This is a genomic window from Oscillibacter sp. PC13, assembly GCF_900115635.1.
GTDB lineage: Bacteria > Bacillota > Clostridia > Oscillospirales > Oscillospiraceae > Oscillibacter.
This window is the reverse complement of sequence record NZ_FOXE01000003.1, coordinates 1-21747: the sequence shown is the minus strand read 5'-3', so window position 1 is coordinate 21747 and position 21747 is coordinate 1. Positions and strand designations below refer to the sequence as shown.

At 55.9% G+C, this 21747-nt stretch carries 24 protein-coding genes and 2 pseudogenes; 11 read left to right on the top strand and 15 right to left on the bottom strand.

Annotated elements, in window-relative coordinates:
• Positions 1–35: 35 nt before the first annotated feature.
• From glp to mobB, 7 genes are read left to right on the top strand one after another with little or no spacing between them, the layout of a single operon-like run.
• Positions 36–1253 carry a molybdopterin molybdotransferase MoeA gene (gene glp, locus BMZ81_RS02005; protein WP_091128045.1) on the top strand — a complete coding sequence of 406 codons (1218 nt, stop codon included), beginning with the start codon at positions 36–38 and terminating at the stop codon, positions 1251–1253.
• A complete protein-coding gene (gene moaA / locus BMZ81_RS02000) occupies positions 1250–2197 on the top strand; it encodes a GTP 3',8-cyclase MoaA (RefSeq protein ID WP_091128043.1) in 948 nt (315 codons plus the stop codon). Before glp ends, moaA begins: the two co-directional genes overlap by 4 nt.
• Positions 2198–2200: 3 nt before the next feature.
• Positions 2201–2680 carry a cyclic pyranopterin monophosphate synthase MoaC gene (gene moaC / locus BMZ81_RS01995; RefSeq protein ID WP_091128040.1) on the top strand — a complete coding sequence of 160 codons (480 nt, stop codon included), beginning with the start codon at positions 2201–2203 and terminating at the stop codon, positions 2678–2680.
• A 1-nt stretch (position 2681) separates the two neighbouring features.
• Complete coding sequence (locus BMZ81_RS01990) at positions 2682–3113, top strand: MOSC domain-containing protein (RefSeq protein WP_091128039.1); 432 nt, start codon at positions 2682–2684, stop codon at positions 3111–3113.
• On the top strand, positions 3110–4135 hold the full coding sequence (locus BMZ81_RS01985; RefSeq protein ID WP_091128037.1) for a molybdopterin-binding protein: 1026 nt from the start codon (positions 3110–3112) through the stop codon (positions 4133–4135). Before BMZ81_RS01990 ends, BMZ81_RS01985 begins: the two co-directional genes overlap by 4 nt.
• Before the next feature lie 14 nt (positions 4136–4149).
• Entirely contained in the window at positions 4150–4644 is a 495-nt protein-coding gene (locus BMZ81_RS01980) for a MogA/MoaB family molybdenum cofactor biosynthesis protein (RefSeq protein ID WP_091128035.1), read from the top strand.
• A gap of 5 nt (positions 4645–4649) precedes the next feature.
• A complete protein-coding gene (gene mobB, locus BMZ81_RS01975; RefSeq protein WP_091128032.1) occupies positions 4650–5141 on the top strand; it encodes a molybdopterin-guanine dinucleotide biosynthesis protein B in 492 nt (163 codons plus the stop codon).
• A 59-nt stretch (positions 5142–5200) separates the two neighbouring features.
• Here mobB and BMZ81_RS01970 read toward each other — a convergent pair whose 3' ends face one another.
• The 8 genes and pseudogenes from BMZ81_RS01970 to BMZ81_RS01940 all read right to left on the bottom strand — a co-directional run bounded on the left by BMZ81_RS01970 (position 5201) and on the right by BMZ81_RS01940 (position 13538).
• A complete protein-coding gene (locus BMZ81_RS01970) occupies positions 5201–6481 on the bottom strand; it encodes an NAD(P)/FAD-dependent oxidoreductase (protein ID WP_091128031.1) in 1281 nt (426 codons plus the stop codon).
• The gene (locus BMZ81_RS01965) at positions 6481–7386 is read right to left on the bottom strand and encodes an aldehyde ferredoxin oxidoreductase N-terminal domain-containing protein (RefSeq protein ID WP_091128028.1); all 906 of its coding nucleotides are present in this window, start codon (positions 7384–7386) and stop codon (positions 6481–6483) included. Before BMZ81_RS01965 ends, BMZ81_RS01970 begins: the two co-directional genes overlap by 1 nt.
• Positions 7383–7856, bottom strand: a complete 474-nt coding sequence (locus BMZ81_RS01960) for a 4Fe-4S dicluster domain-containing protein (RefSeq protein WP_177187159.1) — start codon at positions 7854–7856, stop codon at positions 7383–7385. The genes BMZ81_RS01965 and BMZ81_RS01960 overlap by 4 nt, the downstream gene beginning before the upstream one ends.
• A gap of 34 nt (positions 7857–7890) precedes the next feature.
• Positions 7891–8397 carry a 4Fe-4S dicluster domain-containing protein gene (locus BMZ81_RS01955; RefSeq protein WP_091128025.1) on the bottom strand — a complete coding sequence of 169 codons (507 nt, stop codon included), beginning with the start codon at positions 8395–8397 and terminating at the stop codon, positions 7891–7893.
• Between the two features lie 14 nt (positions 8398–8411).
• Complete coding sequence (locus tag BMZ81_RS01950) at positions 8412–10640, bottom strand: molybdopterin-containing oxidoreductase family protein (RefSeq protein WP_091128023.1); 2229 nt, start codon at positions 10638–10640, stop codon at positions 8412–8414.
• A gap of 74 nt (positions 10641–10714) precedes the next feature.
• Entirely contained in the window at positions 10715–12409 is a 1695-nt protein-coding gene (gene lpdA, locus BMZ81_RS01945; protein ID WP_242942547.1) for a dihydrolipoyl dehydrogenase, read from the bottom strand.
• Between the two features lie 18 nt (positions 12410–12427).
• A pseudogene (locus BMZ81_RS14205) lies at positions 12428–12859 on the bottom strand (biotin/lipoyl-containing protein); the annotation flags it as partial.
• 328 nt (positions 12860–13187) lie between these two features.
• Positions 13188–13538 carry a carboxymuconolactone decarboxylase family protein gene (locus BMZ81_RS01940; protein WP_091128018.1) on the bottom strand — a complete coding sequence of 117 codons (351 nt, stop codon included), beginning with the start codon at positions 13536–13538 and terminating at the stop codon, positions 13188–13190.
• A gap of 341 nt (positions 13539–13879) precedes the next feature.
• Between BMZ81_RS01940 and BMZ81_RS01935 the strand changes: the two genes are divergently transcribed.
• Positions 13880–14461 (top strand): molybdenum cofactor guanylyltransferase, encoded by a 582-nt coding sequence (locus BMZ81_RS01935; protein ID WP_091128015.1) that lies wholly within the window; start codon positions 13880–13882, stop codon positions 14459–14461.
• 129 nt (positions 14462–14590) lie between these two features.
• A complete protein-coding gene (locus tag BMZ81_RS01930) occupies positions 14591–15028 on the top strand; it encodes a MarR family winged helix-turn-helix transcriptional regulator (RefSeq protein WP_091128013.1) in 438 nt (145 codons plus the stop codon).
• A gap of 240 nt (positions 15029–15268) precedes the next feature.
• Here the strand turns inward: BMZ81_RS01930 and BMZ81_RS01925 are convergent, their stop codons facing one another.
• Genes BMZ81_RS01925 through BMZ81_RS01915 form a run of 3 tightly spaced genes read right to left on the bottom strand, consistent with a single transcriptional unit; the run spans position 15269 to position 16654 of the window.
• Positions 15269–15907 carry a YigZ family protein gene (locus BMZ81_RS01925; RefSeq protein ID WP_091128011.1) on the bottom strand — a complete coding sequence of 213 codons (639 nt, stop codon included), beginning with the start codon at positions 15905–15907 and terminating at the stop codon, positions 15269–15271.
• Positions 15882–16439, bottom strand: coding sequence for a GNAT family N-acetyltransferase (locus BMZ81_RS01920; protein ID WP_242942535.1), 558 nt, complete (start codon positions 16437–16439; stop codon positions 15882–15884). Before BMZ81_RS01920 ends, BMZ81_RS01925 begins: the two co-directional genes overlap by 26 nt.
• Positions 16436–16654, bottom strand: coding sequence for a helix-turn-helix domain-containing protein (locus tag BMZ81_RS01915; protein WP_091128009.1), 219 nt, complete (start codon positions 16652–16654; stop codon positions 16436–16438). The genes BMZ81_RS01920 and BMZ81_RS01915 overlap by 4 nt, the downstream gene beginning before the upstream one ends.
• A 91-nt stretch (positions 16655–16745) precedes the next feature.
• Between BMZ81_RS01915 and BMZ81_RS01910 the strand changes: the two genes are divergently transcribed.
• Complete coding sequence (locus tag BMZ81_RS01910) at positions 16746–16967, top strand: hypothetical protein (protein ID WP_091128007.1); 222 nt, start codon at positions 16746–16748, stop codon at positions 16965–16967.
• Here the strand turns inward: BMZ81_RS01910 and hflX are convergent.
• The 3 genes from hflX to rpmE form a co-directional block, all read right to left on the bottom strand.
• Complete coding sequence (gene hflX, locus BMZ81_RS01905) at positions 16951–18225, bottom strand: GTPase HflX (RefSeq protein ID WP_091128378.1); 1275 nt, start codon at positions 18223–18225, stop codon at positions 16951–16953. The two genes, BMZ81_RS01910 and hflX, sit on opposite strands and share 17 nt — an antisense overlap.
• 122 nt (positions 18226–18347) lie before the next feature.
• Positions 18348–18857: a flavin reductase family protein gene (locus BMZ81_RS01900; RefSeq protein ID WP_091128005.1), complete on the bottom strand. Its 510-nt coding sequence runs from the start codon at positions 18855–18857 to the stop codon at positions 18348–18350.
• 128 nt (positions 18858–18985) lie between these two features.
• Positions 18986–19189, bottom strand: a complete 204-nt coding sequence (rpmE, locus tag BMZ81_RS01895) for a 50S ribosomal protein L31 (protein WP_091128003.1) — start codon at positions 19187–19189, stop codon at positions 18986–18988.
• A 195-nt stretch (positions 19190–19384) separates the two neighbouring features.
• Between rpmE and BMZ81_RS01890 the strand changes: the two genes are divergently transcribed.
• A complete protein-coding gene (locus BMZ81_RS01890) occupies positions 19385–21319 on the top strand; it encodes a putative bifunctional diguanylate cyclase/phosphodiesterase (protein WP_177187157.1) in 1935 nt (644 codons plus the stop codon).
• 253 nt (positions 21320–21572) lie between these two features.
• Here the strand turns inward: BMZ81_RS01890 and BMZ81_RS14200 are convergent.
• Positions 21573–21747 (bottom strand): annotated as a pseudogene (locus tag BMZ81_RS14200) (IS110 family transposase); the annotation flags it as partial.

Genomic DNA, 21747 nt, shown 5'->3' with positions numbered 1-21747 from the left:
TATTTTGATGTGAATCATAAAAGGAGTGCCTCATCATGAAGCATCGTCTTTCCGCTGATAACGGCATGCAGCTGCTTTTAGATGTATCTGAAACATGTAAAACACATACCCTTCCCCTGTTTTCCACCTATGGCTGCGTTCTGGCCGAGGATGTAACCGCCAGGCTGCCCGTCCCGCCGTTTGCCAGAAGCCCCTATGACGGCTATGCCTTCCGCAGTGCCGACACAGTCTCTGCTTCACCGGAGCATCCGGTGGTTCTCCGTATTTTGGAGGAGTTGCCCGCCGGTACAGTCCCCACAATGCCCGTAACAGCCGGATCGGCTTCCAAAATTTTAACCGGCGCACCGGTTCCCTCCGGTGCTGATACCATTGTCAAATATGAGGAAACTGTCTTTACGGCTGAGACGGTCTCGCTTTCTTCCCCGTACAATCCCGGCAACATCGTGGCGATGGGGGAAGATGTGTCGGTTGGAACCCTTTTGGCCCAAAAAGGAACGTTGATTACCGGCCCATTGATGGGTGTGCTGGCCGGACAGGGATTTTCATCCGTGCAGGTCTATCGGCGTCCTGTGGTCTCGGTGATCAGCACCGGATCAGAACTGGTGCAGGTAGGCAGCCCCTTGCCCGGCGGAAAAATATACAGCACAAACCTTTACACGCTCGGCGGCCTTCTCCGGGATTTGGGCGTCGAGGTACTGGACGGCGGCACGGTAGCGGACAACCCTGACGCCATCTCCGCCCGGATTGCCCGGGAGTTGGATACGGCGGATATGGTCATCACCACCGGCGGAGCCTCCGTTGGAGATTACGACTACACGAAAGTTGCCTCTGTACGGGCCGGTGCGGAGATTCTCTTTAAAAAGCTGGCCTTTAAGCCGGGTGGATCTATGATGGCCGGTGTGAAGAACGGCAAGGTAATCCTGGGGCTCTCCGGTAACCCCGGCGCCGCTGCCATCGGACTTCTGCGGGTTGCCAGCCCGTATATCCGAAAGCTGTGCGGACGGAGTGATCTTCAATATGAGACAATCCAGGTACAGTTGAAAAAACCGCTGAAAAAAGCAAGCCCCCAGATGCGTTTTCTGCGGGGCCACCTGTCTGTGGAAGGCGGCACGGCCTTTTTCCTGGAAAACCGCAGCCAGGGAAATGGATCGGTCTCCTCGCTTCTGCAGTGTGATTTACTGGCGGAAATTCCCGCCGGTTCTCCCCCGCTGGACGCGGGTACTATGGTAAAGGCTTACAGGATTACGATATGAACGACGCTTTTGGCAGAGAAATTACATATCTCCGACTTTCTGTCACAGACCGCTGCAACCTGCGCTGCCGCTATTGCATGCCGGAAGGTGGCGTGGAGAAACGGCAGCATCAGGAGATCGCCTCCTTTGAGGAGCTTGAGGAAATGGTACAGGCCTGTGTGGCCTGTGGAATCCGCAAGGTACGCGTGACCGGCGGTGAGCCTCTGGTCCGCTTGGGAGTTGTGGACTTTTGCCGCCGGATTCGCCGGATTTCCGGTGTGGAAGAGCTGTGCATCACCACCAACGGCTTGCTGCTGGCCAAATATGCCCGTGACCTGAAAGCAGCCGGCGTTGATCGGCTGAACATTAGTTTGGACACCCTGTGTTCCGGAAAATATGACTCCATTACCCGGGGTGGTTCCCTGCAACAGGCACTGGACGGTTTGCAGGCCGCCCGGGATGCGGGCTTCCGGCACACCAAGCTCAATACCGTCCTCATCGGCGGTTTTAATGATGATGAGATACCATCTCTGGTAGAGTTGACAAGGGATGAGGCCATTTCCCTTCGATTCATTGAGCTGATGCCCATCGGTGAGTGTGCCGGCTGGGACAAAAGCCATTTTCTTCCCAGTCAAACGGTACTGGAACGGGTTCCCGACTTGAAACCTGTTGGCAGCGATGGCGTTTCCTTCATTTATCAAATTCCGGGCTACCAGGGCACAGTCGGCCTGATTAGCCCCATCAGCCAGCATTTTTGTCCCAGCTGCAACCGCATCCGCATCACAGCGGACGGAAAGCTGAAGCCCTGCCTTCACTCTCCAAGCGAAATTCCTCTGCGCGGCCTTCATGGAGCTGCGCTGCAGGCCGCGGTGGCAGCGGCTATCCGCGGCAAACCCATGCGTCATCAGCTGGAGGGCGGCAATGCCAGCGGAAGTCTTCGCAATATGAACGCAATTGGAGGTTGAACCATGGAATTGACACACTTTAACGACGAGGGCCGTGCCCGGATGGTAGACGTCTCTGCAAAAGATGTCACACTGCGTACCGCCACCGCCATGGGCCGTGTGGTTTTGAATTCGGAGACCTTCGCTCTGGTGGAGAGCGGAAAAATGAAAAAGGGCGATGTGTTGGCAGTGGCCCAGGTAGCCGGCATCATGGCAGCGAAAAAGACGTGGGAACTCATTCCGATGTGTCATCCCATTGCACTGACGGGTGTGGATATCTCCTTCCGGCTTGATCGGGAGCAGAGTACCATCGAAATTCAGGCCACCACCCGGTGTAAGGGAGAGACCGGTGTGGAGATGGAGGCTTTGACGGCGGCCTCTGCAGCGGCGCTGACGATCTACGATATGTGTAAAGCCGTTCAGCGGGACATCACAATTGAGCAGATTTGCCTGCTGCAAAAATCGGGTGGAAAGTCCGGAACATTTATCAGGGAGGCAATGTAACATGGCAAAGGTCCTGGCAGTGTGTATCAGTGAACAAAAGGGGGTGCAGAAGCACCCTGTCACTCAAATTCAGGTAAAGTCCAACCACGGCATTGTGGGAGACGCCCATGCCGGGAACTGGCACCGGCAGATCAGTCTGCTTGGAAACGAAAGCGTGGATAAAGTCCGCCATATTCTGCCCGATATCCAGCCCGGCGCCTTTGCGGAAAACATTCTTACGGAGGGAATTACCCTTTACACCCTTCCCGTTGGAACGCTCCTGCGAGTGGGTGAAACGGAGCTGGAGGTCACTCAAATCGGCAAGGAATGCCATCAAGGCTGTGCCATCCGGAAACTCACCGGTGACTGCGTCATGCCCCGGGAAGGGATCTTTGTCATCGTAAGGAAAGAAGGTACTATCCGCCCGGGAGATATCATCGAGGTGATTGCATGAGAAAAATCCGTGTGGAGGATGCCGTTGGTCAGACCCTCTGTCACGATATGACCGCGATTTTGTCAGACGGCTTTAAGGGCGTGAAATTTCCCCGTGGCCATGTGATTACAGAGGCGGATATTCCGGAGCTTCTGAACATCGGCAAAGCCCACATCTACGTCTGGGAGCCGGAGGCCGATGAGGTACACGAGGATGACGCCGCAATCGCGGTATCAAAGGTTCTCTGTGACGAAAGCATTCAAATCTCCGGCCCCCACGAGGGAAAGATGCAGCTGACCGCCGCCGCAGACGGTCTCTTCTGCGTAAATGGGGGTGCCCTGCGGGCCATCAACCAGGTCCCGGATTACACGATTGCCTGCCGCAGCAACTTCACGCCGGTTCACACGGGGGACAAGCTGGCAGGCGCCCGCATCGTCCCTCTGGTAACCAAGCGTTCCAATGTCGAGCGCGCGGTGGCGCTTGCTGTATCGAATGCCCCCGTCCTCTCTGTCCGGCCCTTCCGTCCGCTTCGGTGCGGCCTGGTGATTACCGGCGGCGAGATTTACCACGGGCGCATTCCAGACAAAATGGAACCAATTATCGTCCCAAAAATCAAACATCTTGGCGGGCAATACCTTCATGCCGTTTTCTGCGACGATGATATCGGCATGATCCTGGGCGCAATTCATCAGCTGCGGGAAGAGGGCGCGGAACTGATTCTGCTGACCGGCGGAATGAGCGTGGACCCGGATGATGTGACGCCGACTGCCATCCGCAGCACCGGTGCCCGTGTGGTGACCCAAGGCGTCCCAATGCAGCCCGGCAACATGCTGACGATTGCTTACTGTGAGGATGCCGTCACGCTGATTGGCGTCCCCGGCGCGTCCATGCACTCCCCCATTACCAGTTTGGACGTATTTTTGCCCCGGGTGTTTGCCGGAGTTGAAATCACTGCAGAGGAAATCGCAGACTTCGGTCTTGGCGGGTTCTGTTTGAACTGCCCGGTCTGCCACTTCCCCAACTGCAATTTTGGACATCATTAAAGGAGGAGTCTCTCATGTATACTGCCGCTGTCATTACCGTCAGCGATAAGGGATTTGCGGGCGAGCGCGTGGATACCGGCGGGCCGCTGGTGGCGGAGCTTTTGGAAGCGGCGGGTTACGCTGTCTGTCACAAGGAGCTGGTTCCGGACGAGCAGCCCCTGATTGCCCAGGCCCTCATGCACGCCGCCGATGATTTGGATATTGCCCTGTGCGTCACCACCGGCGGCACAGGCCTCTCCCCTAGAGATGTGACGCCGGAGGCCACGCTTTCCGTCTGTCAGCGGATGACACCCGGGATTCCGGAGGCCATGCGGGCCGAGAGTATGAAAATCACGCCCAGGGGCTGCCTGTCCCGCGCACAGGCCGGTATCCGCGGCCGCACCTTAATTGTAAACCTCCCCGGCAGCCCCAAGGCCATCCGGGAAAACCTGAACGCCGTCCTCCCCGCTCTGGAGCACGGCCTGGAAATGCTGCGCGGTCCCAAGCATGACTGCGCGGTGGAGGGCTGAGCATCATGACGGCTCCCATCATCTCTTTTATCGGCTGGTCCGGCGTTGGAAAGACCACCTTTCTGGAGCGTCTGATCCCTGCCCTGAAGGCCCGCGGCATCCGGCTGGCCCTTTTAAAACAGGACGGCCATGAGTTTGACATGGACAAAGAGGGCAAGGACAGCTGGCGCTTTACCCAGTCCGGTGCAGATGTGGTAACCATTGCAAACCAGGCGCATGCCGCGGTCCTGCTGAACCGTCCAACAGACTTTTCAGAGATCCTGGCTCATGTGCGGGATGTGGATCTGATTCTCACTGAAGGATACCATAATCTTCACTATCCGCAGATAGAAATCCACCGGAAGGGGTTTGAAACGCTCCGCTGCCTGTATCCAGATCAGCTGATTGCCCTGGTTACGGATGAGCCGTTGGCGGCAGATGCGCCTCAGTTCGGATTTGAAGATCTGGAGCCTGTCTGCCGGCTTCTGCTGGATCAGCTCCCCGCCTCTCCCTGTTAAAAAAAAGCCCCCCTGGATGATCAAAGATCATCCAGGGGGGTCTTTTCAATGGGGGGTTCTCACTTCGCCTGCTTCCGCAGCTGCTTGATATAAGAAGCCAAAGACAGCTGCATGGCCGCATATTTGCCGGAGTCCTCCCGCTGCAGCAATTCCAGATCCACCGGTGCTTCTTTCTGCACCTGATCCAAAAGCTCATTTACACCGTCAAAGGTATTCACCAGTTGTGCGCCCATGACCTTGCCGTCCTGCAGCAGCACCCTTCGGTACCAGCCGTGGCTGCGGTCCTCCAAAACCTGATAGCTGGTTCCCTCCAGATCCTTTTCCGTCTTGCCGAAGGCCACCACAGAGGTTTCGCCGATGTAGGTCAGGAACAACGCGATGGAGCCGTTGAACTCCTTCTCCACGCCGGCACAATTGGCGCCGGCCACCATACCGCCGCGGGCGGCAGGCTCCCAAAAGAGATTCAGCGCCTTTTTCCCGCTCAGCCGGTCTGTGGATTCGGTGCAGTCGCCGCAGGCATAGATGTCCGGGAGATTCGTGCGCATAAAGTCGTCCACCTGGATGCCGCCCAACTCGCCCAGGGCGATGCCGGTTTTCTGCGCCAGATCCACCCGGGGACGGACGCCAATGCCCCACAAAATCAAATCGCAGGGGATGATCCGCTTGGAAGTACGGACGGCCCGCACCTTGTCGGTGCCTTCCACGCCCATGACGGCCTCACCGCTGTATACCTCCAGGCCATTCTCGTTCAGAGATTTCACCACTTCATCGGCGGTCTCCTTGTCAAAGGACTTCATGCTGATCCAGTCCAGCGCCTCGACCACGGTGACCTTTTCATAGCCCCGCTCCTTCAGGGCAAGACCGCCCTCCAGGCCGATGGCGCCGGATCCAACGATGACCGCCTGTTTGCCCGGATAAGCAACCATGGCGTCCACATCATCGATGGTCTTCAGCACAAAGTTGCCGGGCAGATTCGTCCCTTTCATCCGGCGCAGCTGAATGGGAAAGCTGCCGGTGGCCACAATCAGCTTGCCGTATTCAAATTCCGCGCCGCTGGCAGTGATAACCAGCTTTTCCGCCGGATCAATCTCCACCACCTCGTCGTTCAGGTGCACCTGAATGCCGTGCTTAGCGTAGGATTCAAAGGTGTTGACCAAAATCTTCTCTTTGGTCAGCTCGCCGGAAAGATAGTCCGGCAGCGCGGGAGCCGCATACTCCGTATGGCTTTCCTTGCCCAGGATCATAATGGACATGTCCGGGTTGATCCTGCGTGCGGTCAGGGCGGCATTGTTTCCGGCAACGCCATTGCCGATGATCAGCAAATCCAGCTTCTGCGCCATTACACCGCGCCCCCTTCCACTTTTTTCTGCTGTAGCTCTGCCAAATGGGCGAAGAGCACATCCAGATCCGCCTCACAGCAGGGCGTTCCCAGGCAGGCGCTGATCAATTCCGCCGTATAGCGCTTTTGATCGCACCGTTCAAGTGCCTTGCTCCAGATGATTCCCAGGGCGGCATACACTGCATTCTCCGCTTCCACCGGGTTTTCATAGGATACCGGACCCTCAAGGTCCGCCGCGCTGTCCAGAGACAGGAAGCGCACCGGATGCTTTCTGCTGCTTCCCACAGCCGCGCCGGAGGCAATGCCCGCCTGATACAGCTCTGTGCAGATCGCTGCCAGCCGGCTGGCGTCCGCAACCTGCAGGGCGCCGGTTGCCTCCGCCACAATGGCGGCCACCCCCTTGTCCAGCAGGCGCTTGGCAACCGCGCCATCCGAGATTGCAAAGTATTTGTCCTCCGTCACTGCTTTGCGGCTGACGGTGGTAATCACGGCATCCTCATTTTTCCGGTTTGCCAGCAGGGACGCATAATCCGCCGCCTGTTCCGTCAAAGCCAGTTCTCCATCGTCTATGGTCAGGCAAAGGGGTGTCTCACTCTTTCCATAGAGCACCAGGACATCAACGCCGGCATAGCGCATGGCGGCGCCCAGCCGCCCCTCTGCCGCCACATTCTGCAGCTTTCCATTTTTCAGGTAGCTCCAGATAAACGCACCGGTACCGGGTGCGCCGGTTCCCGTCAGCACACCGGTGGTGAGCGCCATGGTAGAGGCGTCGGCCTCCCACCAAAAGCCCATTTCCTCCAGGTGCATACTCCAGGTTCCAAAAGACTCCGCCTGGATCTCTTTGATGTCCGCCGTCCGGTTGGTGAGATCCACCGCTGCATATCGCACAACTCTCTTGAGCATCATTCCGCCTCCTTTGCTCCCAGAATGCTCTGGGCATATTTGTTGCGGAAATCGGCGCTGGCCGCACCGGGCTCCTCAAAGCGCAGCGCTCCTGTCGGGCAGACCTTGACGCAGGCGGGGTCGCCGCCGCAAAGATCGCAGGTGACAAAGGCATCCATATCGCTGTCATATACCACTGCACCGGCTGGGCACATCACCTTGCAGGCGGCACAGGTGAAGCAGTCCTCTGTCCTGCGGCTCACAACACCGGTGACCGGATCCTTGTCAATGATGCCCCGCATACAGGCGGAGACGCAAACCGGCTCTGCGCAGTGCTGGCACACCGATACATACTGTGTGTCCGTGCCGCCTACACGGCGGACACGGATACGGGACTCGGAAGGACGTACCTCGCCCTTCTTCACCAAAGAGCAGATGGTCTGGCAGGCACCGCAGCCATTGCATTTTGCTCTGTCGATAGATAGAATCTTCATACGCTTCCCTTTCCTATCGCTGCTGCCAAACCGGTCAGACACCGGGCTTCTTGAAGTTGCCGTCTGCATAGCGGCTGCGCAGAGTTGCGGAGATCTCCTCCACTGTACCACAGAGGATTGCCTCTGCGGGGCAGTTGCGGACGCAGGCGGGCTTATCGCCCTCGTCAATGCGGTTATAGCACATGGTGCACTTCTGCATCAGGCCGTTGGCGCCAAACTGCGGGACGCCGAACGGGCAGGCCCACAGGCACTCATGGCAGCCAATGCATTTTTTTGCATTGCCAAGAACAATGCCGTCCTTGCGCTTGTGAAGGGCGCCGGTGGGGCATGCCTTTACGCAGGGAGCATCCCCGCAGTGCTGGCAGGGCATCGGCAGGAAGTTCAGGCGCTCATCCTCTCCGCAGCCGGTTTCCACCTCGGTCACCATGGTAAACCGGGGGCCGGCGGGCAGGTTGTTTTCCAGCTTGCACACCGTTTCACAGGCACGACAGCCCATGCATCGTTTAGTATCCACGTAAAGAATCAACTGTTTATCCGTCATGACTGTTCCCTCCCTCACATTTTCTGTATGTCAACCAGCGTATTGAAATAGGAGCCGGTATTACCGTCCATCAAAGGATGGTATTCCTTCATAATGCCGCCCTCGCACAAAATATCCCGGGGGCCGGCGGGGTACATGCCGGTCAGCTTGTTGACGCTGCCGCCCAGCTTGACCCACATGCCGCTGCTCAGCTCAATCACGCCCGGCTTCACACGGATGCCGACCTTGGCGATGATATTCTTCAGTTCCCCGCGGTCGTTGAAAATCCGGACCATATCGCCGTCCTTAATTCCGCGCTCCGCCGCATCATCCTTGCTCATGAAAACCTTGGCGGGTCCCTCAATCTCCTTGATCCAAGGCAGATTATAGTACTGGGAGTGGGTCCGGAACGCCGGGTGCTGGGAGATGACGTTCAGCGGGTATTTCTTTGCCAGCTCCGGTGTGGCGCGGATACTCTCCGCCGGCTCAAAGAACTTGGGCACCGGGCAGAACTCACCCTGGAACTTTTTACCACGCTCCTCCATGACGGAGGAATACAGCTCCACCTTGCCGGACGGTGTATCAAACTGCCCATCCTTATAAGGAACCTCTGGGCACCACTTCTCCGGATTCCGTACCGGACCGTTGGGAGAAACCGCGGCGTCCACGTCGCACTCCTCTCCGATCAGCATGCGGATATAGTCCAGACCGGTCCGCTCTCTGGGGAAGTACTTCTCATAGCCCAGGCGGCGGCCCAGCTCCTCAAAGATCTCAATGTCCGGTACGCACTCATACGGCGGCTGGCAAACCGGCACCAGCACCTGGTTGTAGTTATGCCAGTAAGAAGGATGCAGGCCGTATTGTTCCAGATAGTGGCAGGCAGGCAGCACCAGATCCGCATAGTCGGTGTCATCGGTCATGAACTGCTCGATGGTCACGAACATATCCAAAGACTTCACCGCTTCAATGGTGTAATCCACATTGGGCTGCTGGGAGATCAATCCGCCGCGGAAGGAGATGATGCCCTTGATGGGGGGCTCCTTGGCCTCGTGGATGGCGGTGGCGATGGCGGCGATGTTGATCAGGCGGGTCTGCTTGATCTCGGCGCCCTCGGGGCTGGTCACATTGCTCCAGTGGGCAAAGCCCGTGACATTGGGGAAGCCCATGCCGGAGATGCAGTTATAGTTGCCGCTCTCCTTGCCGAAGCTGCCGCAGACAGCGGCCAGGCAGGCAAGAGCACGCTGAACCTGATGGCCGTTGCTGTAGCGCTGCTGGCCATAGCCGGTCTCAAAATGGGACTTCGTCGTCGCCAGCAGCTCTGCGGCCTCGATGATCTGCTCCTTGGGAATGGTGGTGATCTCCTCTGTATGCTCGGGAGTCCACTCCTCCACCAGCTTAGCAAGCTCGTCAAAGCCGACGGTGTGCTTCTCAATGAATTCCTTGTCCTGCAGATTGTTCTTGATGATCCAGTGGATCATGCCCAGGGCCATGGCGCCGTCAGTGCCGGGCCGGGGACGCAGGTGCAGATCCGCCTTGGAGGCGACGCCCGTGGCGTACGGATCCACCACAATCAGCTTTGCTCCCCGCTCCTTGGCGCGATACAGGAAGGGATAGATATGCGGATTGGTAGCAGAACAGTTGCGGCCCACCAGGAATACCGTGTCGCAATGCTCCGACCAGATGGCGGGATCCATCGTGTACTGGCTTCCGACACTGCAGAAAGAGCCGGTAGCGCCGGAAAGCAGGCAGAAGCTGCCCACCAGCTTGCTGGCTCCCATCAGGTTCCACAGGCGGGCGCTGACAGCCTTGGCCATGTGCTCGCGGTTTCCGGAGTAGCAGTACTCCATCACAGCCTCGCTGCCGTATTTCTCCTGGATAGCGGTGATTTTCTCCACCATCCAATCCATGGCCTCGTCCCAGGTGATGCGCTTGAACTTGCCCTCGCCCCGCTCGCCGACACGCAGCATGGGGTACTTCACACGATCCGGGCTGTTGATCTTCTCCACATTGGCAAAGCCCTTCAGGCACAGATGGCCCTTCGTAATGGGATGATCGGGGTTGCCCTCAATCTTGATGACCTTTTCGTCCTTGATGTACACCAGCTCGCCGCAGGTATCGTAGCAGTTATGGGGGCAGCAGGTCTTCACCACGCGGTCCGCAATCACCTTTTTTCCGCCCAGCCAAACAGGAACGTTGGTAGCAACGGCATACTTATTCAGATCCTCGCACTTTCTCCATGGAATGGGATGATATTTCTCCATCATAACTTCCCTCACTTTGTATATTCTCTAAGTTGCGTTCTCTCTTTATTCGGTGCCCGTTTTTCCCACAGGCGGAATTACTTAAAGTGGATGGCGCGGCCCTCTACTGCCAGAGCCGCCTCCTTCATGGCTTCCGCCACCGTTGGATGGGCATGGATGGTATCGATGATGTCCTTCACTGTGGCATTCATCTGCATCGCCATTGCGGCTTCTGCAATGATGTCAGTCGCCCGGGCACCCAGAATATGTACGCCCAGCACCTTACCGGTCTTGGCATCCGCCAGAATCTTGATCCAGCCGCCGGTTTCCTCCATAATAACAGACTTTCCGTTGGCAGCCAAGGGGAACTTCCCGACCTTGTATGCAATGTTTTTGGCCTTTGCCTCTTCCTCATTCAAACCCACATAGGCAAATTCGGGAACCATATATACGCAGGACGGGCACACGCGCTCATTGTATTTTCCATTCTCTCCCAGCGCATTCTCCGCCGCAATTTCGCCCATCGTGGAAGCGGTATGTGCCAGCATGATCTTGCCAGCGCAGTCACCGATGGCATAGACGCCAGGCACATTGGTCTCCAGCTTGTCGTTTGCGATGATGTGGCCGCGCTCCGTGGCGATCCCCGCAGCCTCCAGATTCAGCGTCGCGATATTGCTCCGGCGGCCGACGGCCACCAGCACCTTCTCCGCGTCGAAGGATTTCTCCTCGCCGCTCCTGAGCTTCGTCAGGACCTTTGCGCCTGCCTCGCTCTTTTCAAAGCCCAGGACCTGGGTCTCCAGGCAGAACTCAATCCCCATGTCCTCCATCATCTTCTGGGCTACCAGGGTCAGCTCATAGTCCATCACCGGCATAATGCGGTTCATCATCTCCACGATGGTCACTTTCGTGCCGAACAGCGCATATGTACATGCCAGCTCAATACCGATGACACCGCCGCCGATGATGATCATGGACTTCGGAAGTTTTTCCAGTGTCAGCGCGCCAGTGGAGTCAATGCAGTTTTCATTCTCCGCCAAGCCCGGGATAGGCGGCATAGAAGGAATCGAACCGGTGGCAATGATGATGCGGTCCGCCGTCATCTCCTCGGTCTCGCCGTTCTTCTTCGTCACACGGAGGGTCTTCGGGCCGGTGAACTCCGCCTTGCCCTCCACAACCTCGGCACCGTTGGCAGCCAGCAGTCCCTGCACACCCGTCGAGAGCTGGGTGGAAACCGCCACGCGGTTTGCCTGAACCTGCGGCCAGTTGATCTCAATATCGTTGACAATGATGCCGGCGTCCGCTCCGTTTTTCGCGGCAGCGTACAGCTCCGCGCTGTGAAGCAGTGCCTTTGTCGGGATGCAGCCCACGTTCAGGCAGGTGCCGCCCATTTTATTCATCTCCACCAGCGTCACATCTGCGCCCAGCTGTGCCGCGCGGATAGCTGCCACATAGCCGCCGGGGCCGCCGCCGATGACAATGACTTTCTGCTTCTTGGCGCTCTTGGCGGATCCGCCGGTGCCGTCGGACTCCACATAGGCAAGGACGTCATCCAGCTTGGCTGTACCGTTGGCTGCGACGACAATTTTCGTCAGCTTGCCGCCGTACTCGCTCACGACGTCGGTATTCATCTTTCCGGCGGCGACGGACACCAGCGGCTCACCCTGCTTCACGGTGTCGCCCTCCGCCTTGTACCATTTCTTCACGGTAGCGACATTGGCGCCCACCTTCGGCAGTTTTACGGCAATTTCCTCGCCGGCAGCTGCTCCGCCTGCCGCAGCACCGGCGGCCTGCACAAAGCCAAGCGTATCACCCGCCGCAGCGGCCTGCCCCTCCGGAACCAGAATCTCCTCCAGAGTGCCGCTGTACTCGCTGCTCACGTCCCGGTTCATCTTACCGGCACTGACGGATACCAGGGGCTCGCCCTGCTCCACGGGATCACCAACAGCCTTGTACCATTTCTTTACCGTGGAACTGTCGCTGCCGGTCTTCGGCATCAGGACAGCCACCTTCTCGCCGGCCGCCGCGCTGGCAGCGGGTGCCGCCTCCACAGGAGCCTCTTCCGCAGCATCAAGATAGCAGACGACTGTGCCGGCGGGAACCTCTCCGCCCTCGGCAACAGCGATTTCCAGAACCTTGCCGTCATATTTACTGGTGACCTCACGGTTCATCGCTCCCACAATTACCGTGCAGAGCAAATCCCCCTTCTGAACAGCATCTCCCACCTGGACTTCCCACTTTTTCATGGTGCAGTCCACTTTTTTCATTACTACAACTGCTTGTTTCATAAACTCCTCCATCATGATTCAGAACCCATTCATTTTTGTATTTTCGAGTGTCTTTCGCTATATTCTCTGCCGGCGCAGGTCTGCGCCGGCAAGTTCTTTTCTTGTTTATCGTTTTCTTGCATTTCAGCGGGTATCTGTCAAACTCCCTCAGCCGGGGCCCACTTCATCAAAATCATCAGAGGATCCATCCATGACAATGGTCCGCCGCAGGGCAGCGGACCAGATTCAACGGCGAAAAACCATGCCGGTAACAGGTGCTATCGGCATGGTTTTTTCCGTTTTCTGGTTAGTCGAAGTCGTGCTCGAACTCGTCCAGGGCAGCATTCAGGACAGCAGCACTGTATGCAACGCTGGGACCGCCGCCGAAAGCGATTGCAACCTCTGCAGCCGCCATGATCTCCTGTCTGGTGGCACCGGCCTGGTAAGCACCGTGAGTATGAACGCAGATGCAGTACTGGCAGCGGTTGTAGCAACCAATCGCAACGCCGATCAGTTCCTTCACCTTGGAAGAGAGCACATCGCCGCCGGCTCCGCCGTCGACAGCGAAAAATTTGTTCATGAACTCGCTGTCCATTTCAACCAGCTTGCCTACACCATTTGTAAAGTCGTTCAGGATTTCTCTTGCATTAACAGCCATCTTTGTTACCTCCAATGATTTTTGATATATGCCGGGTTTTGGATGCATTCATCATATCACTTAGCATACTAATTTGTCAATTCTATGTGATTATGTTTTTTTCTGCAGCCATTATTTTTTACAAATTTTGCTCTCTTTACTATCCAGTAGTTTCCATGTATAAGTCCAAATTTTTGTGCTATTTATAAAATTTTTGCATAATTTTTCTACAAAAAATAAAATTTCCCTTGTACAGAATCCGTTTGGCATATATAATGTTTTCAGAATATCAGATCTCGTATTTATCTTTCGGATGACTGGCCCAACCGGTTCTCCAATTCTCGAAAGTGGCGGAAAAGCTGATGGAAACATTTTGTGTACTGCTGCTGGCCGGTGGAAAAAGCAGCCGTATGGGCTGTGACAAGGCCCGTCTTCTCTGGGAGGGATCTTCCTTTCTCTCTCGCATCGCCTCTCAGCTGGATGATTTTTCAGAAAAATATATTTCTCTGGCCCGGGCAGAGGAGCTGCTCCCCCCCTCCTGGAAGATTGTGGAGGATGTCTATCCAGGCTGCGGCCCTGTCGGCGGCCTGCATGCAGCGCTGTCCGTATGCCGTGCCCCGTGGCTCTTTGCAGTTTCCTGCGACCTTCCCCGTCTGGAAAGGTCTTTGGTTACATATTTGATGGACTTTGCCGATGAGACATCTGATGTGGTGCTCCCTGTCACGCCAGACGGACGGATGCATCCTCTGTGTGCCGCCTATCGCAAGTCTCTGGCCGGCGCTTTTGAGGTGCAGCTCTTATCCGGTGATTATAGGCTGCAAAATGCGCTTTCCCCATTCCGTGTCCGCCGCATTCCAATCGGTGCAGAACATGGATACGCTGGGATGCTGGCCAATATCAATACGCCGGAGGATTACCAGTCCCTCCTGCGTGGAAAAATTTGAAAAATATCTTGCTATTTTTAAGGGAAAACTTTACAATGAAAGAAAAGCGTATTCCTCAATAGAGATAGCGCATGTTGTGTTTTTTCTCACTGATTTTTATGAAATACAGAAAGAGTGGCGAACCCTGTTATGTTTGACGTGCATGATTGCATTGGTTTTATTACCAACCGCGGCGCAAAGGTGGTCTGTGAGGCCATGAACGAGCAATTTAAAAAGAAGGACATCACGCGCGTGCAGTGGATGGCCCTTTACTATATTTCCCACCAAAATGGCAGCATGACTCAGAAGGAACTGGCCAGCGCGATGATGATCAGCGAGCCGACCACCGTGCATCTGGTGGAGCGAATGGAGCAGGAGGGCTTCATCACCCGCACCAGCAGCACAGATAACTACCGTGCCAAATTCCTGGGCCTGACGAAAAAAGGGGAACAGATTCTCAAAGATCTGTTTCCGCTTGTGGTGGAATTCAATCGCGAGGGCATTGATGGTATTTCGGAAGAGGAACTGGACGTATTTAAGCGTGTCATGCACAAAATGATCGAAAACGTGCAGACAATTGATTTGTAAGGACAAACCACGAATGTGCTTCGGCGCGTCTCCATCTGTCTTTGTCCCGTTTTGATAAGTTCGCCTGTCCAAATGCGGACACTCCAGAAGAGTGTCCGCATTTTTTGCGTTTCGGAAGAAGCGCAGCCCCCTTCTGGTGCCACCCCCATTCTTGTAACAAAAAGTCAGGCCAGGGCATGCAGCCCGGGCCTGACCTTTATTTTCAAAAGCGCCCTGCCTGTTCAAACGGCAGACCATTTTCTATTTTGCGCTCTCCCGTGGGCCGGGCAGGAACTCTTCTCCCGCCGCCGCCATCTCCAGCTGCCCGGCAGAAAGCTCTGTCAGCCGGGGCGCAAACTGCTCCGCACCGCCTGCCGGAAATGCCACCCGAAGGGTAATGTCCGCGCCGTAAACCGCGTCCCGCACCACACCGCCGCAGGCGGCTATCTCCAGCTTCATCCGTTCAAACAGCGGATAGGTACAAGGCACGTCCCAGAGCGTCCACAGGCTCATACGGCAGGTGCCCGCAGCGTCCAGAGCATCCTTGGCTCCCTTGGTATAGGCCCGGGTCAGTCCACCCGCCCCCAGCAAAATGCCGCCGAAATAACGGGTCACCACACAGCAGGCGTTGACAATTCCCTCCCGCTGGAACACATTCAGCATGGGCTGCCCCGCCGTGCCCTGGGGTTCTCCGTCGTCGGCGTAGCGAACCACGCCGCCCTCTTGCAGCAAATAGCACCAGCAGTTGTGGCGGGCGTCGTGATATTTCTTTTTCGTCTCCTCGATGCGGCCGCGGGCCTCCTCCTCGCTCTCCACCCGCCAGAGATGGCTGATGAAGCGGGAGCGCTTTTCCACGAACTCGCTCTCCACATCCTCAAAGGGCACCCAATACTCGCTCACGCCATTCCTCCATCGTCTGCATGTAAAAGTAGGTCTGCCGGATCTCCCCCATCTCCTCCACGACCTCCGGACGGGAGAACTGATAGCGGAACCCGCACTTGGAAATCACCCGCCTGCTACGCCAATTTCCAGCATAGTGCCCACACCAAATTCGTTTGTATCCAAGAACTGTAAAGCCATATTGCAGTACGGCTTCTACCGCCTCTGGCATCAATCCACGGCCCCAGTAGGCGGGATTCAGACCGTAGCCGATTTCATTATCCGTGCAGCCGGGCAGCTCCCCGGCAGGATGACGGCCCACAAAGCCAACCGATCCGGCCGCATGGCCGTCCGCCTTCACCTCCATGGCAAATACGCCGGGCATGGAAAATACCGTGCGGATGATCTCCCGGCTCTCTCCCACGCTCCTGTGGGGTGGCCAGCCGGCGATGGGGCCCACCCGCGGGTCCTTCGCGTATTCGTATACATCTGCGGCATCCGTCTCCCGGAAAGGCCGCAGCAGCAGGCGGGGCGTCTCAATCACAGGGGTCACTCCGCCACCTCCCGCCGCTCGGTGCGCCCCGCCAGATAGTCCATAGAGACGCCGAAATGGTCTGCCAGAGCGCAGAGATTATGAAAGCTCGGCAAATTGCTGCCTGCTTCAAATTTCTGATAATGCCGATCTGCAATCCCAATTGACGCAGCCACTTCTGCCTGTGTTTCTCCGTGCTCTTTCCGCAATTCCCGCAATCGTTCCTGAAACGTCATATTTGACCCCCCCTTGACACGCCAATTGTTATGTGGTACTCTGTATTTAGAAATACGCCATATTTTATGTTATTTGAAAGGTGGTATCTGCATGTCCGACTTCATGAAATGGCTCTATCCCCACTATATCCGCCCCTATCTGGATTCCGTCCCCCAGGGGGAGTATGAGATGTGGCTCTCCCTTATGGACGGTGATCTGGAATACCAGTTCCGGGAGGAATACGAAAAAACGCTGGAGTTTACCGCCATTCACGCCTTTCTTCTGGGGCTGCGCACCGGAGCGGGGCTGGAAGCCGTCACTCCCCGTCCATAAAGGGTGCCACCTGGCCCAGCACCCGGGGATTGCACACCGCCACAATGTCGATGGTCTCCCCGTAGTCCACGGATTCCACCTTGGCCTCCCGGTACAGCATGTCCAGAAGCCCCCCCTTGTCATAGGGGACATGGAGCGTTACCCGCCGGGTGCCCTTGTCCAGCCGCTGGTCAATCATCTCCAAAAGCTGCCCTACCCCCTCGCCGGTTCTGGCGGAGAGGGAGACAATATCCTCACCGTGGGGCATGATCTCCCCGGCAGGCAAGCAGTCGGACTTGTTGAACACATTAATACGGGGCAGGTCTCCTGCCCCCAGCTCCAGAATCAGGCTCTCCACCACCTGGGCCTGCAGCTGCCACTCCGGATTGGACACATCAATGACATGAATCAGCAGGTCTGCATACTCCAGCTCCTCCAGCGTGGCCTTGAACGCCTCCACCAGCTGGTGGGGGAGCTTGCGGATAAAGCCAACCGTGTCGGAAATCACCACATCCAGCGTATCGGACACCGTCAGCAGGCGGCTGGTGGTGTCCAGCGTGTCAAACAAACGGTTGTTGGCGGGAATGGCTGCGCCGGTCAGCTGATTCAGCAGTGTGGATTTGCCCGCGTTGGTGTAACCCACAATGGCCACCACCGGAATTTCGTTCTTCCGGCGGCGCTCCCGCTGGGTGCCCCGCACCCGGCGCACCTCATCCAAATCCTCCCGCAGCTTATCAATTTTCCGGTGGATGTGCCGCCGGTCCGTCTCCAGCTGGGTTTCGCCGGGTCCCTTGGAGCCGATAGGCCCCTGGCCGCTGGTGCCCGCCTGCCGCTCCAGATGGGTCCACATGCCGGTCAGTCTCGGCAGCAGATACTGGTATTGGGCCAACTCTACTTGGAGCCGGCCCTCCTTCGTCTTGGCCCGCTGGGCGAAGATGTCCAGAATCAGCCCCGTCCGGTCCAGCACCTGGATGCCCAGCAGCTCCGTCAGCACCCGCATCTGGGAGGGGGAAAGGTCATTGTCAAAAATCACCATGGTGGCACCGGTATTTTCGCAGTATAGCTGCACTTCCGCCACCTTGCCCTCCCCAATAAAGGTGCGGGGATCGGGGGACGGCCGGTTCTGCAGAACGATGCCCACCGTCTCGCCGCCGGCTGTTTCCACCAGGGCGGACAGCTCCTCCATGGTGTCCTCGTCGGCATTTTCCTCTTTTTTCAGCACTGGGGAGTTCAGCCCCACCAGCACTACTCTGTCACGTACTTCTTCTGTTTCTCGCATTGATTCTCCGCCGCAAAGGCCCTTGCCCTGCGGACGCCCCTTTTCTTTTTTCTCAGATCGCAAAGTGTACCCGGCGGGTTCCATTCCGTATCAAGCGCCTGTCTTTGCGGAAATCTCCCGGTCTATCGTGCTGCGTATGCCTCCAGCACAATGCCCGTATAGGCACGGTGCCATCCGCCCTCCTGATAGAAGGGCAGCGCGGTGTCCTTTTCCAGCACGCATGCGGGATCCAGGTCCTGAACATAGGCCTTTTTGCACACCAGCACCCACTCCGCCTCGTCAAAAAACGGCGCATCTCCGGCGCCGCGGCGCAGCGTCAGGCCGCACTCTTTGATTTTGTCTGTATCCCGCCCGCTTTTGCTGCCGCAGTAGCCCATGATTTTCTTCTGGTCAGCCGGCAGGACGGACACCGTGAAATAATCACAGGACTCCATCAATTGATAGGTATACCTCTCCGGGCGCACATATACCGTGCAGACGGGCTTGCCCCACAAGGTTCCCAACTGGCACCAGCCAATGGTCATGGTGTTGCAGTTATCAGATCCCCCGGCAGACAGCAGGGCGTTTTGTGTACCGAATACTCGAAAAATCTCCGGCGCCATGATTTTCAAATCCACAGGGTGCAGCTTCATCACGATCAGTTCCCTCCATACTCCAATACTTCAAATCCACTTGCTACCAGTATATGCGTTTTGTGCGGAAAAGTAAACAAAAAAGGGCCCGCCGCGATTGCAGCAGACCCTCTTGTGACGTGTCAGACTTATTTCTCCAGACCGAACTTCTTGTTGAACTTGGCAACGCGTCCGCCGGTATCCACCAGCTTCTGCTTACCTGTAAAGAAGGGGTGACACTTAGAGCAGACTTCCACCTTGATATCCTGCTTGGTAGAACCTGTCTCAATCACATTACCGCAGGCGCATGTAATCGTAGTCTGCTGATAATTGGGATGGATTCCTTCCTTCATTGCCCTCGTTCACCTCTTTCTTAGCCAGTTTTCCTTTCACAAGGCGTTGTTTAGTATACCACGCATTTTTTCTCTTTGCAAGCCCTTTTCCCGAAAATTACATATTTTTTTATATTTTGCGTTTTCCTATTGTACTTGTTTTTTATTTCACTATAATAATAGTGTTGTAGTTTTTTGATGAAAGAAGGGATTTCATTGATTCGGTGGTCGTTGATCGCAGAATTTTTCTCCCTCCTCATCATCACTATCATCTTTTTGCGCTATTATGGTTATGAGCGGCATGTTGCCTTTACGGAGAACCGAAAGCTCTTCCTGCTCTGTCTGGTGTCCTCTTTCATCTCCATCCTGCTGGATATCTGCGGTGTGTTTACCACCACTTATCCCAGTTGCGTCCCCTTATGGCTGAACCTTCTGATTAACAGCAGCTATTTTCTGGCAATGGTCTTTACCTGTTCCCTGTTTGCCTATTTCATATTTCGGTTGATCCTGGAACACGTATATGACAAGCACTGTCTGCACCAGGCAGTCAGAACTCTGGCCTGCTTGACAGCGGTTTATACGCTTTTTGTTCTGGTCAATCTGTTTACCGGCGTTCTCTTCTTTTTCGACGAAAATGGCCTGTACTGCCGCGGACCGCTAAACCAGCTGGGTTTTGCTCTGCCAGTGATAGAGTTGGGGCTGCTTACCGCCTGCTATCTCCGCAACCGTGCCAGTGTCAGCAAGCCTGTCATTGCCGTCATGCAAAGCTTGCCTCCCATTGTGTTGGTCGTGGTATTGTTTCAGGTATTTTATCCGGAGGTCCTGCTGAACGGAGCGCTTTGTTCCCTTACCAGTCTTTTGCTCTTTATCAGCTTTCAAACCCACATCAATGACCGCGATGCGCTTACCGGCCTGCGAAATCGCAGCAATTTCTTAACAGAACTCTCCTTGCGGATCACCAGCCGCCAGCCGCTTCATATCATTGCCGTCTCCCTTCACTCCCTTTCCGATATCAATATGCAGTACGGACACACGGTAGGAGATGCACTTCTCTATGAAATTGCCCAGGAATTGGATCGGCTTTTTCCACAGGGGAGGGCCTTTCGAATCAGCAGTTTAACATTTGCTTTGACGCTGCCCTGGGAGTCTCAGGATCAGTCAGACGCATGCTTGGACATCGTCCGGCGCCGTCTCCGGGATCCCTGGATTCTCGGTGAAATCCGCTGCCAGCTCTCCTGCTGCATGGCAGATCTCCGCTGTGACGAGGAGGAAACGGCCGATCGAATTATGGAATATCTGGAATATACGCTGGGCCTTGCCAAACAGGAGCACACCCTTGTCCGCTTTGACGCGGAGATCAGACACCGTCTGGAGCAAAAGCACGCCATGATTGCCATCATGCGCAAATCCATTCAGGAGCGCCGTTTCCGGGTGTGGTATCAGCCGCTCTACTGCTGTCAGGCGGGCACCTTCCACTCTGCTGAGGCACTGCTCCGCTTATCGGACTATGATGGAAATTCCATCTCCCCCAATGTGTTCATTCCTCTGGCCGAAGAAACCGGTATGATTGGTGATCTCACCTGGATTGTTTTGGAGGAGGTATGCCGCCTGCTGCGCAGCGGAGCGGTTCCGGGGCTTCAAAGTGTATCGCTGAACCTCTCCATGCAGCAGCTGCTGGATCCTCATCTCACGGAGCGCATCCAGCAATACCTGACCCAATACCAGTTGAGGCCGGAACAGCTGAAGATTGAAATTACGGAACGATTCCTGCTTCATGATGCGGAATACGCCCGCAGCCAGCTGGAATCTCTGACAGGTGCCGGGCTGGAAATCTATATGGATGATTTTGGCACCGGTTATTCTAATCTCTCCAGCGTGCTGAATTTCCCCTTCTCCTGCATCAAATTTGACCGCAGCCTGATGCTGCACGTGCCGGAAGATCCCCAGGCTGTCAGGATGCTGCAAACGCTGACAGCACTCTTCCACGACATGGACAAGCGGTTGGTAGCAGAAGGTGTGGAGGATGCGGAGCAGGCCGCCTATATCAAGGATGCCGGTGTGGACATCATCCAGGGCTTTTATTACGCAAAGCCAATGCCACAGGATCAGCTTGCCGCCTTTTTTGCAGAGCAGCAGGAAGCTCAAACCTGACTTTTCAAAAATGTCCTTCCGCGCAGTTAGTCAGGTGATCGTAAGGCATTCAAACATACCTTCTCAATATGAAAAGCCACAGCTATTGCTCTTTATGCGTTTCAGCTGTGGCTTTTTTATGTGACAAATCTTGCTAATGTAAAAGTCAAGGGTAAAATAAAAAAGTTTAGGCTCCAACAGCCTAAAAAGGGTGCAAAAACCAAACCCACAGTGGTTGTGGATTTGAAAATAACCTGTATAATGAGATCTAGATTTACTGTTGCTTTAGTGTTTCCATTGCTCTGGCATAGTAGATCCGGAGAAACTTATTAACGCCGGCCATCTTGGCTACGTTATAAGGTTTTCCTTCCTGCTCCTTCTTTAGGACGAATTGAAGGACAGGGTCGTCTTGAGGTCGTGTAAGTTTGAGCGCCTGCATGACCTCAAAA

Bases quoted from the DNA above. Each gene is read 5' to 3' on its own strand.
- glp (WP_091128045.1), top strand. From the start codon at position 36: ATGAAGCATCGTCTTTCCGCTGATAACGGCATGCAGCTGCTTTTAGAT.
- moaA (WP_091128043.1), top strand. From the start codon at position 1,250: ATGAACGACGCTTTTGGCAGAGAAATTACATATCTCCGACTTTCTGTC.
- moaC (WP_091128040.1), top strand. From the start codon at position 2,201: ATGGAATTGACACACTTTAACGACGAGGGCCGTGCCCGGATGGTAGAC.
- BMZ81_RS01990 (WP_091128039.1), top strand. From the start codon at position 2,682: ATGGCAAAGGTCCTGGCAGTGTGTATCAGTGAACAAAAGGGGGTGCAG.
- BMZ81_RS01985 (WP_091128037.1), top strand. From the start codon at position 3,110: ATGAGAAAAATCCGTGTGGAGGATGCCGTTGGTCAGACCCTCTGTCAC.
- BMZ81_RS01980 (WP_091128035.1), top strand. From the start codon at position 4,150: ATGTATACTGCCGCTGTCATTACCGTCAGCGATAAGGGATTTGCGGGC.
- mobB (WP_091128032.1), top strand. From the start codon at position 4,650: ATGACGGCTCCCATCATCTCTTTTATCGGCTGGTCCGGCGTTGGAAAG.
- BMZ81_RS01970 (WP_091128031.1), bottom strand. From the start codon at position 6,481: ATGGCGCAGAAGCTGGATTTGCTGATCATCGGCAATGGCGTTGCCGGA.
- BMZ81_RS01965 (WP_091128028.1), bottom strand. From the start codon at position 7,386: ATGATGCTCAAGAGAGTTGTGCGATATGCAGCGGTGGATCTCACCAAC.
- BMZ81_RS01960 (WP_177187159.1), bottom strand. From the start codon at position 7,856: ATGAAGATTCTATCTATCGACAGAGCAAAATGCAATGGCTGCGGTGCC.
- BMZ81_RS01955 (WP_091128025.1), bottom strand. From the start codon at position 8,397: ATGACGGATAAACAGTTGATTCTTTACGTGGATACTAAACGATGCATG.
- BMZ81_RS01950 (WP_091128023.1), bottom strand. From the start codon at position 10,640: ATGATGGAGAAATATCATCCCATTCCATGGAGAAAGTGCGAGGATCTG.
- BMZ81_RS01940 (WP_091128018.1), bottom strand. From the start codon at position 13,538: ATGGCTGTTAATGCAAGAGAAATCCTGAACGACTTTACAAATGGTGTA.
- BMZ81_RS01935 (WP_091128015.1), top strand. From the start codon at position 13,880: ATGGAAACATTTTGTGTACTGCTGCTGGCCGGTGGAAAAAGCAGCCGT.
- BMZ81_RS01930 (WP_091128013.1), top strand. From the start codon at position 14,591: ATGTTTGACGTGCATGATTGCATTGGTTTTATTACCAACCGCGGCGCA.
- BMZ81_RS01915 (WP_091128009.1), bottom strand. From the start codon at position 16,654: ATGACGTTTCAGGAACGATTGCGGGAATTGCGGAAAGAGCACGGAGAA.
- BMZ81_RS01910 (WP_091128007.1), top strand. From the start codon at position 16,746: ATGTCCGACTTCATGAAATGGCTCTATCCCCACTATATCCGCCCCTAT.
- hflX (WP_091128378.1), bottom strand. From the start codon at position 18,225: ATGCGAGAAACAGAAGAAGTACGTGACAGAGTAGTGCTGGTGGGGCTG.
- BMZ81_RS01900 (WP_091128005.1), bottom strand. From the start codon at position 18,857: ATGAAGCTGCACCCTGTGGATTTGAAAATCATGGCGCCGGAGATTTTT.
- rpmE (WP_091128003.1), bottom strand. From the start codon at position 19,189: ATGAAGGAAGGAATCCATCCCAATTATCAGCAGACTACGATTACATGC.